This window comes from Shewanella algicola (assembly GCF_014648035.1).
In the GTDB taxonomy this organism is placed as follows: Bacteria; Pseudomonadota; Gammaproteobacteria; order Enterobacterales; family Shewanellaceae; genus Shewanella; species Shewanella algicola.
Map to the genome: position 1 here is coordinate 48,821 of NZ_BMQI01000005.1, position 17,494 is coordinate 66,314.

The following is a 17,494-nucleotide window of genomic DNA, read 5'->3' on the forward strand; positions in this document are numbered from 1 at the left end:
AGGGGTATCATAGCAGATTTTAGATTAATATATGATTAACCTAAAGCACTATTTTTATGAGAGAAAACGAAAACAAACAATGAAGTAGAAAATGTAAGTTAAGATTGTGAGAAAAGTGAAGGTTACATATAAACAGGAAGGGGATTATTGAATGATGGCTCCCCAAACTGGACTCGAACCAGTGACATACGGATTAACAGTCCGCCGTTCTACCAACTGAACTATTGGGGAATTGAAAATTATGTAGTATTGCTTTGAAATGGCTCCCCAAACTGGACTCGAACCAGTGACATACGGATTAACAGTCCGCCGTTCTACCAACTGAACTATTGGGGAATGGGTCATTTCAAATTTGTTATCTCGATGGCTCCCCAAACTGGACTCGAACCAGTGACATACGGATTAACAGTCCGCCGTTCTACCAACTGAACTATTGGGGAATTATCTAGATAACAGTAAACGTTGGCTCCCCAAACTGGACTCGAACCAGTGACATACGGATTAACAGTCCGCCGTTCTACCAACTGAACTATTGGGGAATTACGTTTGTGTTCTCACTTACTGACTAAATTGGCTCCCCAGACTGGACTCGAACCAGTGACATACGGATTAACAGTCCGGCGTTCTACCAACTGAACTACTGGGGAAACGTTTTTAGCAATGTATTGCTGAGAACGGAGCGCATAGTAAAACGCTCTGGTAACTGAGTCAACTCGAGTTATAAAAAAAAACGCAATTATGTGACTAATTGGTTACCAATTACACATCGTGCACGACTTTTGGGCATTTATGCCGATTTTTGAACAATGAATATAAAATGAATCACTTATCTACTCGCAGTGTGATTTCGCTTCGTGAGTATAAATATCAATTTAACGGCAACAGCAAAAGCGTTTTCAATGATGTTGTCTTGCTATGGGGTGATAGTCTTGCGGCCTATTAATGAAATAACGGTTTCGACAGTGAAATGTCAATCTGTGTTCAGATGTGAGGCGGATAAATATGATTCAAATTTTCAAGGACTGCTGAGTAAACACTGATTAAAGAATCTGCTCCTTACCCATAATGTTTGTATGTATTAGTGACTGAACGGTCTTTAGCGTATAGGCATTACATAGAGTAAATGCATTACAGGGTAGCATTAAGCAAAAACCATTAGAGATGAACCGTAAAATAGTGTGTTAGTTTGTTGTCGTTGATAATTGATAGTCGTTAATCACTTTCAGTTAATAACAGTCAGTCAATAAAAGCAGTTGAGTCAGCAGACAAAAAGTCGTGTCGCGTTTTAGCACACTAATTTCAGTGAGTGTTGGGTCAGTAGATCTTGTCAAGGTCGATTGGCACGACGTATAAAGTATCAATTAAATCCTATTCGCTTATTCGCTGCTAAATAAGCCTTTATGCTTAACTCACGCAGTATTTTGATCATAATCTTATCACTTTGGTTTATTGCCTATTAAAGGTAAATCTATAATATCTAATACTAATTAAGTTACTCGCTTGATCCAATTGTCTTGTAACTGCGTATTTACCGACAAATGTAATTAAATTACATCAACAAATTCTTACGGTTTTATGAATTGAGGATGTGCTCGACCCCGCATTCGTATTGGGCTTTAGTGACTTATCCACTAAATCTGTGGATAAACATGTGGACTTCTGCTGTAAATACGCTGCTAACCCTTGCTGAGTAAGGATTGGACTTAAAATGTGCTTTTTCATTAGCGACAAATAAAGCCAAATACTATCAATTAGATAGGAAAATCAACTGTTTTATTTTGTCACTGTTCTGTCAACAGTAAAATTGTAATCACTTTGCATGACAGATTGTGCATTAAATTGTATTTAAGCTTAGTTTTTTAGCGGATTTTAAGGTGTTTCTCCATGATTTATGAATTTGTTTGCCACTTTCACATTATGTTCTTCATTTTGTCATAATCAAGGTGTTGATGCGGTAATGATCTTATTAATACAGGGAAATTGAGTATTAGATATCGCCAATACTCCGTGTTTAGGTATATCATATCGGGTTCTATTTATAAGGGATGTACGTTGTGTCAGAGTCTGTTTTTACCTTAGAGTCCAAATTTGAACCTGCGGGCGATCAGCCCACCGCAATTAACCAACTTGTCGATGGTTTACAGTCTGGCATTGCCAGCCAAACCTTACTCGGGGTGACAGGATCAGGTAAAACTTACACTATTGCCAATGTGATTAAACAAATGGGTCGGCCAACCATTATTATGGCCCCCAATAAAACCCTTGCTGCCCAACTTTATGGCGAAATGAAAGAGTTTTTTCCTCACAATGCGGTTGAATACTTTGTTTCTTATTATGATTATTATCAACCAGAGGCGTATGTGCCGGCCTCAAATACTTTTATTGAAAAAGATGCATCTGTTAATGCCCACATAGAACAAATGCGATTATCTGCGACCAAAGCGCTGTTAGAGCGAAAAGATGTGGTACTGATTGCTTCAGTGTCAGCCATTTATGGTCTTGGCGATCCAGACTCGTATATGAAAATGCTGTTGCACCTTCGTCAAGGCGACTTTATGGGGCAGCGTGACATACTTATTCGCTTAAGTGAGCTGCAATATACCCGTAATGACATTGAACTGCAGCGAGGCACTTACCGTGTGCGAGGTGAGGTGATTGATATCTTCCCGGCGGAATCTGAACGTGAAGCTATTCGGATTGAACTGTTTGATGATGAAATTGAACGTTTAAGTGAGTTTGACCCACTCACCGGGCAAATTAACAAACGTATCGTTAGAACCACGATTTACCCTAAAACGCATTATGTCACGCCTCGTGAAAAAATCTTAGCAGCAACGGAAGAGATTAAAGAAGAGTTGCGTGAACGCCGGCAATTTTTGCTCGACAATAATAAGTTGATAGAAGCACAACGGATCACCGAACGTGTGCAATACGATGTCGAAATGATGGTTGAGTTAGGCTATTGCTCAGGCATTGAAAACTACTCGCGCTACTTGTCGGGGCGCAGCACCGGAGAAGGGCCGCCAACGCTATTGGATTACTTACCTGCTGATGGTTTGTTAATTATTGATGAATCACACGTCACGGTGCCGCAAATTGGTGCCATGTATAAAGGCGATCGTAGCCGTAAAATGAATCTGGTTGAATATGGATTCCGCTTACCATCCGCGTTAGACAATCGTCCGTTAATGTTCGAAGAATTCGAGCGCTTAATGCCACAAACCATTTTTGTGTCAGCGACACCGAGTCAGTACGAGCTTGATAAAAGTGACGGCGAAGTTGCCGAGCAGGTGGTGCGGCCAACCGGATTACTTGACCCCGTATTAGAAGTACGCCCCGTGGCGATTCAGGTTGATGACTTATTATCTGAGATTCATAAACGCGTAGCAGTGAATGAACGGGTATTAGTCACTACGTTAACCAAACGTATGTCTGAAGACTTAACAGAATACCTCGACGAACATGGCGTTAAAGTGCGCTATTTGCATTCTGATATCGATACCGTTGAGCGTATCGAAATTATTCGCGATCTTCGCTTAGGTCACTTTGATGTGCTTGTCGGGATTAACTTGTTACGCGAAGGGTTAGATTTACCCGAAGTGTCCTTGGTGTGTATTCTCGATGCGGATAAAGAAGGCTTTTTACGCTCAGAACGTTCACTTATTCAGACAATTGGCCGCGCTGCACGTAACGTTAACGGTAAAGTTATCCTTTATGCAGACAGAATTACCAATTCAATGGCCAAAGCCATGGGAGAAACTGAACGTCGACGTGAAAAACAACACCAGCATAATCTTAAACTCGGTATTGTGCCACGCGGTGTGGTGAAGAGCATTACTGATGTTATGGATGTGGGTGAAGCGAAACAAGCTAAAGGCCAGCGCAGCCAATCAGGTAAGTATGCTGAGGTTGCCGATAAACGTGCAACTTATGCCAGTGTTGCCGATCTTAGTCATCAAATTGATGCCCTAGAAAAACAAATGCACGAACATGCTAAAAATCTCGAGTTTGAACAAGCTGCAGCACTGCGCGATGAAGTGAAACATCTACGCGAACAAATTATTTTAAACAGTTAAGCCTTGTTGTTAGATTGACGTCTCGCTTGTGGCTAAGGTGTTTTGATATCTACACACGGTTGTAATGAGTAAAATAGGGCGCGACTGTAAAACACTGCCGCGCTATTTATCAACGCATTGTCGTGTTAATCATTGCTGAACTAACGGCCTGTTTTGAGGTGACTTCGCTTAACAAAACGCTAAGTATCCTTGTCATTAATGTCGAAAAAATACTGTTTAAATATCTGTTTATAACTTGACTGATACTTATATTAACGTCTAAATTTTTAACTCAGCTGAACTCAAGGTTAGCCAATATATTTAATTGTTTATCGTGTACTTAGCAAAATGAAAATACCAATAAAGGTCATTTATGAATGAAGAACTGACGATTTGCAATGCAACTGCTTGTCATTAATGTTCGATGCCAATGAACTTGATTTTGACTTTACTATGGCATTTCAGCCCATTATTAATTGCCAAACTCAACAGGTATTTGGTTACGAGGCCTTAGTTCGTGGGCTCAATAATGAGTCGGCTTACTCTATCATTTCTCTAGTGAATGACGATAACCGATACCTATTTGATCAACTTTGTCGGGTTAAAGCCATCGCCTTAGCGGCTAAACTGGGCATCAACTCAATGTTGATATTAACTTTTTACCAAATGCTATTTATAAGCCAGAAAGGTGCATTCGTACCACGTTCGAGGCGGCTAAACAGTATCAGTTTCCCACCCAGCAGATTATGTTTGAGTTTACCGAGGTTGAAAAAATAGAAGACAGTGAACACATCAAAAAAATTGTTAATTATTATCAAGCGTTAGGATTTAAAACCGCGAACGATGACTTTGGTTCTGGTTTTTCTGGGTTGAATTTATTAGCCGACTTCCAAACTGATATTATTAAGCTTGATATGGGGATTATCCGCAATATTGACTTAAATAGCACTCGTCAGGTCATCGTCAACCATTGCTTGAATATGATGCAAGAACTCAATATCACGGTGTTAGCCGAAGGGATAGAAACTATGGAGGAGTATTTTTGGTTAAAAAATGCCGGAATCGAACTGATGCAAGGTTATCTTTTTGCTAAGCCCGGTTTTGAATCTTTGCCCGAAATTGATTTTACATTGCTCAAGGCATAATCAAATAATAAAAAACGCGCCATCAAGGCGCGTTTTAACATTTATTTGCTTATGGTATTAGCGTATTAGAAGTTAGCCGAACGTGGTGCTCGTGGGAACGGAATAACATCGCGGATGTTGTTCACGCCAGTCACGTAAGACACTAAACGTTCAAACCCTAAACCAAACCCTGAATGAGGCACTGTGCCATAACGGCGCAGATCACGGTACCACCAGTAGTCTTCCTGGCTTAATTCCATTTCAGCTAAACGAGCATCTAACACGTCTAAACGCTCTTCACGCTGCGCACCACCAATGATTTCACCGATGCCTGGTGCCAGTACATCCATTGCAGCAACGGTTTTACCGTCATCGTTTAAACGCATGTAGAAGGCTTTAATGTCTTTCGGGTAGTTTTTCACAACAACCGGTGCTTTAAAGTGTTCTTCTGCTAGGTAACGCTCATGTTCAGACTGTAAATCGATACCCCATTCAACTGGGAATTCAAAAGTCTTACCACAGTTTTTCAGGATTTCAACCGCGTCAGTGTAATCAACCTGAGCAAAATCGCTGCTCACAAACGACTGCAAACGCTCAACCACGGTGTTATCAACACGTTGGTTAAAGAAGTTCAAATCATCCATACGTTCTTCAAGCACGGCGTTGAATGCAAACTTAAGCATTTTTTCAGCGAGCTCAGCTGCATCATCTAATGTCGCGAAAGCCACTTCTGGCTCAACCATCCAGAATTCAGCAAGGTGACGAGTGGTGTTTGAGTTTTCAGCGCGGAACGTTGGGCCAAAGGTATACACTTTAGACAATGCACAAGCGTAGGTTTCAGCGTTTAACTGACCAGAGACCGTTAAGAACGATTCTTTACCAAAAAAGTCTTTATCGTAGTCCACTTTACCAGCGTCAGTGCGCGGCAAGTTTTCCATGTCTAATGTTGATACACGGAACATTTCACCAGCACCTTCACAGTCAGATGCGGTGATCAATGGGGTCGATACCCAAATGAAACCTTCTTGGTGATAGAAGCGGTGAATTGCTTGTGATAAACAGTTACGAACGCGAGCAACTGCACCAATAATGTTGGTACGTGGGCGCAAGTGGGCAAGTTCACGTAAATGCTCAATAGAGTGGCGCTTAGCTGACATTGGGTAGGTATCTGGGTCATCAACAAAACCGGTGACAACCACTTCACTCACTTGTAGCTCAAATGCTTGGCCAGCACCTGGAGAAGCCACAACTTCACCAGTCATGACGACAGAACAGCCGGCAGTCAATTTCAATACATCGTCATTGTAATTGGCTAGGCTATTTGGCACGACACCCTGAATTGGGTCGAAACATGAACCGTCATAAACGGCCAAGAATGAGATACCAGCTTTAGAATCACGACGAGTTCTAACCCAGCCACGAACCGTGACTTGCGAACCGATGGCGTGTTCACCTTTAAATACAGAAGCGACAGATGTAATGCTCATTGTTGCTTAATTCTCCAACGTATCGAATTATGAATATAAATTTGGGGTTTATCTTACCTTGCTGGTGGCTTTTCTCAAGCTGAAAACGCTTTTCTATTGCGATTATTATGTTACTTTTAAATAAGCCGCTTAAATATTTGGCAAATGAGTGAGTTAAGCCAAAGCTTATTCGCAGATTTAGCCGATATAATGAAAAAGTCACTCAATAGTGAGTACTCAGATTATCACTGGCATATAAAACGGTTTACACACTGTTTATGTTGTATGCACAAATGTGTGGTATTAACCAAGGAACAGAACATGTCTCGATTAGGCGTTCTACAAGTCATATTAACCGTGTTGTCGCTGTTAGGCTGGAGTTTAGCCATTTATGCTCTGATTATTTACGGTGAGGCTAGGCCAGATCGCGCTGTCGGTTACTTTTTAAGTAAAGGTGTGTCTGTGCGTTTGTATTGGGATCCGGACTTAACGATTAAGTTAGAATATTTGATTTGGTGTTGCGCTGCGGTAAGTTTTTTAAATTTACTGGTCAATTTCTATGCGAAAACCACCACCAGAATGGGTTTCTGGGTCAATATCCCTCTGTTGTTAGTGGTGTCATTGTCTGCTGGGTTATATATCCGCTACGTAGTGTGATGGTGATTATGCGATTATTCGTGAGTCACATGACGGCATAATAAATCAATAATGGCTGCAGTAACGCCCCAAATAAAGCGGTCTTCAAATGGCATAAAATGGACACGGTATCGTTTACCATGACGGTAATGAAACACCTCATGTCGATTGTCTTTTTCAATAAAAAAGCTCAACGGTACAGTAAAACAATCTGCAACTTCACCAGGATCAATCAGTAAATCAAAGGGTTGTTTTATTAAACCGACCACAGGGGTGATTTCAAAGCCTGTGAAGGTTTTGTGCGCCGGAAAGATCCCTAATACATCCACATTACTAGCTAATAAACCAATTTCTTCATTGGCTTCTCTTAATGCAGTATGGACCATATTGATGTCTGTTGGCTCAGCTTTACCGCCAGGAAAACTAATTTGTCCAGGGTGATGACGTAAATGCAGTGGTCGTTGCGTTAATATCAATTGCAATTGTTGATCTATTTCAATAATCGGGATTAACACGGCAGCCTGACGGCCTAAATACGAGGTCGGTGCAGACGCAATTGCTGCACTGAGTTGATGTAAATTATAGCGTATTTTAAATTCGTGTTTATTCAAAAGGCGACTCTTTTTTACCTGTAAAAATTGGTTATTTATTTATCATAACAGGACCCAGTTAACAGACAAAGACTATTCCGCTTGTGTAAGGCATTAAAAAGTGGGCTTCTTGATCAGTAACTCTTTGGTATCATGCATAAAACACGCCCAATAATACCAGCTTGATGTTATCGCACTAAATCTCTTTTTATGATCAATTATTGCACTATCTTTGTTTGTTATGCGCTGTTATAGTGCAAGAAGATAGTTTAAAACATATGTCTTACATAGCTGTTTTATCGATTAATTATCTTTTTAACTTTCTGATTTATAATGGTTTATTCTTGTCATTTTTCTGCCATTAATTTGTCGCTATATTGTTACGATTAACTGGCATGGTAACTGCTGGGATTCATGCAGTTAATAATCGCGAGGGAAGACAAATATGGAACTTGAGAAGTTGCTGTATTTGCAAGGCGTTGGAGCAGAGTTTATCGATTGTGTCGGTAAACTGGTTTACATACCTGCTAAGGATAGGCAGGGCATATTAACTACGATGTTAATACCTACATCGTTTAATCAACATCAATGTGATCCTTCCGAATATCCGCATTTACTGACCGAACAAAATATCGCTCAACGTATTGAGCAGTTAGATGTAAATCCTTGGTTGGTGCCATTGCACCGTTTTCAATGGTGTGAAATCGACAACCCCCACATTGATGTGCAATTACCCGATAATTATCCCTTCGCGTTTAAAGCCACCATTTATGGTGAGGGCATAGACACCTTAACGGTGACAGCGAGCTGTCAAGATTGTGACATCGTTGGTGAGTACTATTATGGTGGGCAACGTTACTGTCAGTATCGTTTGGTGTTAGACAAACCCAATTTGCACTTAGGTTACCATCATATAAGCCTAGCGTTTATTGGTGATTCTACGCGGGTGAGCACCTTATACGGTCAAATTATGCTAGCGCCACCAACCGCATATCAAGGTCGCCTCGCGGCACATTCTCAAGCACAAAAGCAACCTTGGGGTTTAAACGCGCAATTGTATGCCATGCGCAGCGGTCAACAATGGGGAATTGGTGACTTTGGGAACCTCGCCGAACTCATTGATTATGCCGCCCAAGCCGGAGCCGATTTTATTCTGCTTAATCCACTGCACGCGTTAGACATCAGTCAGCCAGAAAATCCCAGTCCTTATAGCCCTACCGATCGCCGCCGTTTAAATCCTTTGTACATTCAAATTGAAGCGGTTTTCGAATACAAAGCAGTGCAAAAAGAACTCACAACTGAACCGTGGCAGCAAAAGAAGCAAACGTTAAATCAAGCACAATTGATTAATTATGAAGAGGTACAGCTGCTTAAATACGCAGCGTTTGAAAAGTTGTATCAAATATTTTGTCAGCAACACAAAAAGTATGAAACCACTAGGTATCATGCTTACTTAAACTTTGTGGAACAGGACGAAATAGCATTGATGCAGTTTGTTCACAAAGAGATTGAATTAGGTTCGAAATTTTTCACTCAAGAAGTCGGCTTCTATTTGTACTTGCAGTTTATTGCTAGTGAGCAATTAGAAGCATGCCAGCTTAATGCAAAACAATGCGGTATGAGCATTGGCCTTATTCGGGATTTAGCAGTGGGTGCGGTGAGTCATGGCGCTGAAGTGAGTGCCAATTTAGCATTGTTTTGCGATAACGCCAGTATTGGTGCACCGCCAGATCCTTTTGCAGAGCAAGGGCAAAATTGGGGATTAACCCCATTTGACCCAGTAAAATTAAAGCAACATGATTTTAGCCATTTTATCCAATTGGTGCGCAGTAATATGCAACATTGCGGTGCATTACGGATTGACCATGTCATGGGCTTATTACGTTTATGGTGGTGGCCACTTAACCGCGAGTTAGGCGAAGGCAGTTACGTTTATTACCCGGTTGAAACCCTATTAGCCATTGTGTGTCTTGAAAGCCAACGTGCCCGCTGTCTTGTTATAGGTGAAGATCTTGGCATTGTACCGCCTGAAATTGTATCGCGTTTAGCGCAAGCAGGGGTGTTCTCTAACGAGTTGTTTTACTTCTGCAAAGATTACGATCGCTTTAAATCACCAAAAGAGTATAAACATCAAAGCTTAATGATGCTGGCTAATCATGATGTGCCTACCATTAAAGCGTGGTGGACGGGTGATGATCTTAAATTACGGCGACAACTGCAGTTAATCGATAACGACGAACGATTACTTTACGTTTTGCATACTCGTCAGCTTGAAAAACAACAGTTAATCCATTTATTGGTTGAGCAGGGGGCGATTGAACCTGTTGCTGATGACAATATTGATCAAATTGATTTTGAGGTGTTATTACTGGCATGGATATCGGTGGCCGCTAGAGGCAATGCACAATTATTCAGTGTGCAATTGAGTGATTTAGTTGCTGATGAGCATGGGGTCAATATTCCAGGTACATGGAAAGAATTTCCAAACTGGCAACGTCGTTTGCCATTGAGCATTCAAGAAATGTCACACAGCGTTAAAGTACAGCAAAGGTTGAATGCAATTAAACAATCAAGACAGGCTAGCGGCCAACAATTTGCTGCCAATATGTCTTCATCCAACAACTCAGAACAATAATGGATCATTGTATATGACTGTAGCGACTCCATATTTTCATCAAGGTAGCGATATCGCGTTATTAAATGGTGAATACACTGATGTGTTTTCATTGCTTGGCATGCACAGTAGTGATGACGACAAAGGATTAATTGTTCGTTGTTATGTACCTGGTGCGATATCGGTTGATGTGATTACTCTGAAAGATGGCCGAAAAGTAGCGAGCCTTGAACACATTAATGACCAGGGTTTATTTGCCGGCAAAATGGGCCGCAGAGTGAAACCTTTTACTTATCAACTGCGGGTACAATTTCCACTTTGTGAACAACTTATTAATGATCCATACCAATACGACAGTTTATTAGACCCACAAGATGTGTATTTATTTGGTGAAGGCAGCCAGTTACAGACATATCATTTTCAAGGGGCTAACTGGCGCGAACATAAAGGTGTCACTGGCGTACATTTTTGTGTGTGGGCGCCAAATGCTAAAAAAGTCGCATTAATAGGTGATTTTAATGCATGGGATCAAAAACGACATATTCTGCGCTTCCACCCAGCGAGTGGTTTGTGGGATATCTTTATCGTTGAGGTGGAAGCCGATCAGCATTACAAATTTGCGATTACCGATGAGCATGGTCACGTGGTCGTAAAGTCAGATCCTTATGCCGTGTCGATGCAACCATCGCCGCATAACGCATCTAAAATTCCTTCACCAGCATTATATCAATGGCAAGACCAGCAATGGCTTAAGGATCGTAGCCAAAGCCACAGCCATAATCAGCCAATGTCGATTTATGAGGTGCACTTAGCGTCTTGGCGAAGAACCGGCGAGGAAGGCCAAGAATATACTGATTATGTACAGTTAATTAACGAGTTGGTGCCCTATGTAAAAGAGATGGGGTTTACCCATTTACAATTGATGCCAATTAGCGAGTTTCCCTTTGACGGTTCATGGGGGTATCAACCCGTAGGTCTGTACGCGCCGACTTATCGGTTTGGTGATGCTAATGGCCTTAAAGCGTTTATTGATGCGTGTCATCAACAAGATATTGCCGTGTTGCTCGACTGGGTGCCGGCGCATTTTCCTCGTGATCCCCATGGTCTGGTGCGTTTTGATGGCAGTTGTTTATATGAGCATCAAGACCCACGTAAAGGTGAACACCCTGATTGGGACACGTTAATTTATAACTATGGCCGCGCTGAAGTGCGCAGTTTTTTATACAGTAATGCCTATTATTGGCTCGATGAATTCCATTTTGATGGGTTGCGTTTAGATGCGGTGTCATCGATGTTATATCTTGATTACAGCCGTAATGCTGATCAGTGGGTACCCAATGAATTTGGTGGGCGTGAAAACCTGCAAGCCATTCAATTTTTACAAGAATTGAATGCCCGTATGTACCAGTGTTTTCCGGGTATCAATATGATTGCTGAAGAATCCACAGCATGGCCGGGTGTCACTCAAGCAACTGATCAAAATGGTTTAGGTTTCGGCTTTAAGTGGAACATGGGTTGGATGAATGACACATTACGTTATATCAGCTGCGATCCACTTTACCGTCGTTTTCATCACGGCGAGCTCACATTTAGCTTAGTATATGCCTTTACCGAACAATTCATTTTATCGTTAAGCCATGATGAAGTGGTGCATGGAAAAGGGTCTTTACTGCACAAAATTCCGGGTGATGATTGGCAAAAATTTGCCACATTACGCGCTTATTATGGCTATATGTGGTCGCATCCGGGTAAAAAACTGCTGTTTATGGGCAATGAGTTTGCTCAACGTAATGAATGGAATCATAACCAAAGCCTTGATTGGCATTTACTCGAATATGCACCTCATCAAGGCATGCAAGATTGGGTTCGTGACCTTAATCAGCTTTACCAACAAACCCCCGCACTATACGAATGCGACCATCAAAGTGACGGTTTTGCCTGGTTTGATTGCAACAATGCTGACAACAACATTTTGGTTTACTGCCGTTACGCTAGAGACAAACAACAACACGCGATAATTGTAGTGAATATGTCTCCGCAAGTGCATCAGGGTTTCCGTCTTGGGCTACCCAGTGCAGGGCAATATACCGAAGCACTCAACAGCGATCACCACTATTACGGTGGCAGTCATGTGATTAATGAAGGCCCATTGGAAACACAAACCACGCCATGGCAGGGTATGGATAACAGTATCGTGATTACTGTTCCCCCTCTAGGTTGTACTATTTTTGTGCCAGAAGCACTCGACCCCGCTGAATAGTATTAGCGCTGAACAGTCTTTAGGCTTATTTACATGTAGGGATTCAGTATGGATATGACCAGTGGTTACCCCTATCCTTTAGGGGCAACAATTGATGACAACGGAGTGAACTTTTCGTTGTTTTCAGCCCACGCAACCAAAGTGGTGTTATGTCTATTTGACCCTAGCGGACAAGTTGAAGTGGCACAGTATATTATGCGAGTCAGCACCCGCCAAATTTGGCATTGCCATCTTGCAGATGCTAAAGCCGGCTTGTTATATGGTTATCGTGTGTTTGGCCCGTATCAGCCTGAGCTCGGGCATCGATTTAATCATCATAAATTACTGCTCGACCCTTACGCAAAAAAACTGGTAGGTGAGGTCATCCAACATCCCGCGTTATATGGTTATGATGTTGATGACCCAACAGAAGACTTGTCATTTGATACCCAAGATAGTGCGGCATATATGCCAAAATGCCAGGTTATTGACCATCAATTCGTTGATGATATACCTATTGCGCCTTTACAGACTCCACTTTACAAAAGTGTGTTATTTGAAACCCATGTAAAGGGTTTTACTAAGCAACACCCATTAGTCGACACCGCAAAACAAGGCACTTTTGCAGGGTTTTCTAGCCAGGCGGTTATTGATTATTTGCAAGAGCTTGGGGTGACGGGCGTGGAATTGCTCCCTGTACACGGTTTTTTTGATGAGCCGTTTTTAACAGAAAAAGGCCTAAATAATTACTGGGGGTACAATAGCATTGCATTTATGGCGCCACACAGTGGATATATAGCCAATAAAAACGGTGATATTGCCGAATTTAGACACATGGTATCTCGTCTGCATCAAGCCGGTATCGAAGTAATACTCGATGTGGTATTTAATCATACTGCAGAGGGTAACCATCTTGGCCCCACATACAGTTTTCGTGGCATAGATAACGCCAGCTATTATCGATTATTGCCCAATGATAAGCGCTTTAACATTAACGACACTGGCTGTGGTAACACCTTCAATTTAAATCATCCCCTAGTGCTTATGTTAGTCATGGACTCATTACGTTATTGGGTTGAAGTGATGGGCGTTGATGGTTTTCGTTTCGATCTAGCCAGCTGTCTTGGCCGGGAGGTCTATGGTTTTGACCCAGGTAGTGGTTTTTTTGATGCCATTACCCAAGACCCCGTATTGTGTAAAGTCAAACTGATTGCAGAGCCGTGGGATATTGGCCCAGGCGGTTATCAACTCGGTAACTATCCAGTTGCCTTTAGTGAATGGAATGACCGCTACCGTGATGCTATGCGCCGTTTTTGGCGCGGTGACGGTGGCATGCTGCCAGAGTTTGCCAAACGCTTTCATGGTTCAAGTGACTTTTTTGAGCACAATGGCCGTGGTCCTTCTGCCAGTATTAACTTTATCACTAGTCATGACGGCTTTACCTTGCATGATTTAGTGAGTTATCAGCAACGACATAATCTTGCCAATGGTGAAGAAAATCGCGACGGACACCAAGAAAATTGCAGTGATAATTACGGTGTTGAAGGTGAAACCAATGACCAAGAAATTAATGCCATTCGTGAACGCCAAAAACGCAATTTACTCACCTGTTTATTGCTATCCCAAGGGGTTCCTATGCTGCTTGCCGGTGATGAATCTGGCCAAAGTCAACAAGGAAACAATAACGCCTACTGTCAGGACAATCCACTTGGATGGTTTGATTGGGATGTGATTGACTGGTCATTGGTGAGCTACACTGCAAAGCTGATTAGCTTACGTAAACGCTTTCCTATGTTATGTCATCAGGCGTTTATTCATAAACCTGAAGCCCTCTTTGACAATGGCTTAGCTTGGTTTAATCGCCAAGGTGAAGTGATGACCAAATCTCATTGGTGCGAACATCATACTCGCACACTCAGCGTCATTATTACCGGTAATTTAGGCCATGCCGATATCGGCGCCGGGCCAGAAAGCACCGAAGCCTTATTGCTACTCATCAATGTAGATTATCAATCTCATACGTTCACATTACCTCAACTTGCTCACCTTAAGCATTGGCACTGTTTAATACATACCCAAGCCTCTGAGCCTGCCGTTGATAGCAATCAACAAGTTAAGCTAATGGATCGCAGTTTAATGTTATTTCATACCGAATTTACCAAGGAGTGATGAATGACCACAGCTAAAGAAAGTGCCAGTGAAAAAAAAGCCCCAGCACCACGCAACAAAACGCTTAATACCAACAAGGCCGAAGCTGACCCCATCGCGGATCCGACGACCCCAGCAGATACTTGTGAACCATGTGATACCTTAGGTGCATCACTTGCACGGCATATTCGTTACGGTTTATGCCGTGATGATCATGATCCAGAAGAACTATTTACCGCCGTGGGTGAAAGTGTAAAAGAACAAATGCTAGATGATTGGCGACAAACGCGGATTAAAGACAATCAATACCAGCAAAAGCAAGTGGCCTACTTATCACTTGAGTTTTTAATGGGCAGAGCGTTAGGCAATGCGTTATTGAGCTTAAATTTAACCGACGAAGCTAAAGCCGTATTAACTGATTACGCAACAACGTTAGAAGATATTGAACAAGTTGAACATGATGCCGGTTTAGGTAATGGTGGCTTAGGGCGCTTGGCAGCCTGCTTTTTAGACAGCTGTGCCAGCCTGGATTTATCGGTTACAGGTTATGGTATTCGCTATCAATATGGCATGTTTATGCAAAAAATTGTCGATGGCTATCAAATTGAACAACCTGATCGTTGGTTACGTCACGGTAATCCTTGGGAAGTTAGGATTGCTCATAAAATTGTTTCGGTGCCATTTTTTGGTCATACCGAAAATTATGTGGATAAACATGGGCGCCGACATCATGTTTGGACCGACACTCAAAATGTCTTAGCGATACCTTATGACGTGCCCATTCCGGGGTTTAATAATGGCCGGATCAATACGCTACGGTTATGGAAAGCAGAAGCAAACGATGAGTTTGACTTAGCCGAATTTAATGAGGGTGATTATGCTGAAGCGGTTGCCACCAAAAATTTGGCCGAACAAATCACTATGGTACTGTATCCAAATGATGCCAGTGTGAATGGTAAAGAGCTTAGGTTAAGGCAACAGTATTTTTTATCGTCAGCCAGTTTGCAAGATTTGTTAGCGCGTTATGTTGCCCATTATGGTAAAGATTTCAGCCAATTTAGTCAGCATAATGTTTTGCAACTTAACGATACTCACCCAAGCATTGCGGTGCCTGAGCTCATGCGCCTACTGCTCGACCAATACGAACTCACTTGGGATGAAGCCTGGGCTATTACTAGTGAATCTATGGCCTACACTAACCACACACTGCTGCCAGAAGCGTTAGAGCGTTGGTCAGTGCCGATGATGAAATACATGTTGCCACGTATTGTTGAAATCATTTTTGAAATCAATTCACGTTATCTTGAACAAGTGGCACATCACTGGCCTGGAAACATTGAAAAATTGACGAGTATGTCGATTATTGAAGAAGGACCAGAGCAACACATCAGAATGGCCTACTTGGCCATCGTCGCGAGTTTTTCTGTCAATGGCGTTGCTGGTTTACATACGCAATTATTAAAAGAAGGCCTCTTTAGTGATTTTTACCAATTATGGCCAGAGAAATTTAATAATAAAACCAACGGTGTTACCCCAAGGCGTTGGCTTGCTTATTGTAATCCGAAGTTGGCAGGCTTAATTACTCGTCGCTTAGGCAAAGAGTGGATCACCGATTTATCACGACTTGCCGCTTTAAATGCCTTTACCAGCGATAAAGCCTTTGTGAAGGAATGGGCAGAGATTAAGCTTGCGAATAAACAAGCGTTAAGTGAATTTGTATATCAGGAGTGCGGGGTTAAATTTGACCCCACCATGATGTTTGATGTGCAAGTTAAGCGCATACACGAATATAAGCGCCAACTGCTAAATATTTTGCATGTGATTCATTTGTATCGTCGTATTTTAAATGGCGATACCGAAGGCATGGTACCGCGATGTGTATTAATTGGCGGTAAAGCGGCGCCGGGTTATGCCATGGCGAAACAAATCATCAAATTAGCCAACAATGTTGCCCATATGGTCAATTCAGATCCATTAGTGACGCCTTATCTGCGGATGGCATTTTTACCAAATTATAATGTCAGTGCAATGGAAAAAATTTGTCCTGGTACCGATTTATCTGAACAAATTTCTACAGCAGGTAAAGAAGCCTCGGGCACAGGTAACATGAAATTTATGATGAACGGCGCATTAACCATTGGTACGTTAGATGGCGCAAACATTGAAATGTTAGAAGAGGTGGGGCACGAAAACTTCTTCCTGTTTGGTTTAGACGCTGCTCAGGTTGCACAAGCCAAAGTGAATTATCAACCACAACAAATTATTGCTCAATCTGAAGCCCTTAGTGGGGTAATAAGTATGCTTAAAAGTGGTCACTTTAATTTGGTCGAGCCGGGGATCTTTGATCATATTATTGCTTCAATTATTGACCCATACGATCAATGGATGACCGCAGCAGATTTTGAGGGTTACCGCATTGCACAAGAAAAAGTCGCGCAAACCTATTTAGATCAGGACACCTGGCAACAAATCAGTATCAGAAACAGCGCCGCAAGTGGCCGTTTCTCTAGTGATAACACCATAGCGGGTTACCGCGACGATATCTGGATGAAAAAGTAAACTAAAAACCGGCGGTGTTCGCACCGCAAAATATACACAGTAAACGTGGATAGATACTTAATA

At 42.0% G+C, this 17,494-nt stretch carries 8 protein-coding genes, 5 tRNA genes and 1 pseudogene; 7 read left to right on the plus strand and 7 right to left on the minus strand.

Features of this window, described 5'->3' with window-relative positions; genetic code table 11:
- Positions 1 to 155 precede the first annotated feature (155 nt).
- From IEY42_RS03530 to IEY42_RS03550, 5 genes are all read right to left on the minus strand, one after another.
- A tRNA-Asn gene (locus IEY42_RS03530) sits at positions 156 to 231 on the minus strand.
- A gap of 29 nt (positions 232 to 260) precedes the next feature.
- Positions 261 to 336, minus strand: a tRNA-Asn gene (locus IEY42_RS03535).
- Between the two features lie 28 nt (positions 337 to 364).
- Positions 365 to 440, minus strand: a tRNA-Asn gene (locus tag IEY42_RS03540).
- 23 nt (positions 441 to 463) lie between these two features.
- Positions 464 to 539: transfer RNA gene (locus IEY42_RS03545), tRNA-Asn, on the minus strand.
- A 32-nt stretch (positions 540 to 571) separates the two neighbouring features.
- Positions 572 to 647 (minus strand) — tRNA-Asn (locus IEY42_RS03550).
- Positions 648 to 2,054: 1,407 nt separating this feature from the next.
- Here IEY42_RS03550 and uvrB point away from each other — a divergent pair.
- Both uvrB and IEY42_RS03560 read left to right on the plus strand, forming a co-directional pair.
- Positions 2,055 to 4,076: an excinuclease ABC subunit UvrB gene (uvrB, locus tag IEY42_RS03555; protein ID WP_188923968.1), complete on the plus strand. Its 2,022-nt coding sequence runs from the start codon at positions 2,055 to 2,057 to the stop codon at positions 4,074 to 4,076.
- 352 nt (positions 4,077 to 4,428) lie between these two features.
- Positions 4,429 to 5,200, plus strand: a pseudogene (locus IEY42_RS03560) (EAL domain-containing protein).
- A gap of 65 nt (positions 5,201 to 5,265) precedes the next feature.
- On the opposite strand, the gene asnS reads toward IEY42_RS03560, so the two are convergent.
- The gene (gene asnS, locus IEY42_RS03565; RefSeq protein ID WP_188916396.1) at positions 5,266 to 6,666 is read right to left on the minus strand and encodes an asparagine--tRNA ligase; all 1,401 of its coding nucleotides are present in this window, start codon (positions 6,664 to 6,666) and stop codon (positions 5,266 to 5,268) included.
- 300 nt (positions 6,667 to 6,966) lie between these two features.
- Between asnS and IEY42_RS03570 the strand changes: the two genes are divergently transcribed.
- On the plus strand, positions 6,967 to 7,302 hold the full coding sequence (locus IEY42_RS03570) for a hypothetical protein (protein WP_188916395.1): 336 nt from the start codon (positions 6,967 to 6,969) through the stop codon (positions 7,300 to 7,302).
- Positions 7,303 to 7,316: 14 nt separating this feature from the next.
- Here IEY42_RS03570 and IEY42_RS03575 read toward each other — a convergent pair whose 3' ends face one another.
- Positions 7,317 to 7,892 carry a CoA pyrophosphatase gene (locus IEY42_RS03575; RefSeq protein ID WP_188923969.1) on the minus strand — a complete coding sequence of 192 codons (576 nt, stop codon included), beginning with the start codon at positions 7,890 to 7,892 and terminating at the stop codon, positions 7,317 to 7,319.
- A 424-nt stretch (positions 7,893 to 8,316) separates the two neighbouring features.
- Between IEY42_RS03575 and malQ the strand changes: the two genes are divergently transcribed.
- Genes malQ through IEY42_RS03595 form a run of 4 tightly spaced genes read left to right on the plus strand, consistent with a single transcriptional unit; the run spans position 8,317 to position 17,431 of the window.
- Positions 8,317 to 10,506 (plus strand): 4-alpha-glucanotransferase, encoded by a 2,190-nt coding sequence (gene malQ, locus IEY42_RS03580; RefSeq protein WP_188923970.1) that lies wholly within the window; start codon positions 8,317 to 8,319, stop codon positions 10,504 to 10,506.
- Between the two features lie 13 nt (positions 10,507 to 10,519).
- Positions 10,520 to 12,745 (plus strand): 1,4-alpha-glucan branching protein GlgB, encoded by a 2,226-nt coding sequence (gene glgB / locus IEY42_RS03585; RefSeq protein ID WP_188923971.1) that lies wholly within the window; start codon positions 10,520 to 10,522, stop codon positions 12,743 to 12,745.
- 48 nt (positions 12,746 to 12,793) lie between these two features.
- Positions 12,794 to 14,893, plus strand: coding sequence for a glycogen debranching protein GlgX (glgX, locus tag IEY42_RS03590; protein WP_188923972.1), 2,100 nt, complete (start codon positions 12,794 to 12,796; stop codon positions 14,891 to 14,893).
- A gap of 3 nt (positions 14,894 to 14,896) precedes the next feature.
- Positions 14,897 to 17,431: a glycogen/starch/alpha-glucan phosphorylase gene (locus IEY42_RS03595; RefSeq protein ID WP_188923973.1), complete on the plus strand. Its 2,535-nt coding sequence runs from the start codon at positions 14,897 to 14,899 to the stop codon at positions 17,429 to 17,431.
- The last annotated feature ends 63 nt before the right edge of the window (positions 17,432 to 17,494 follow it).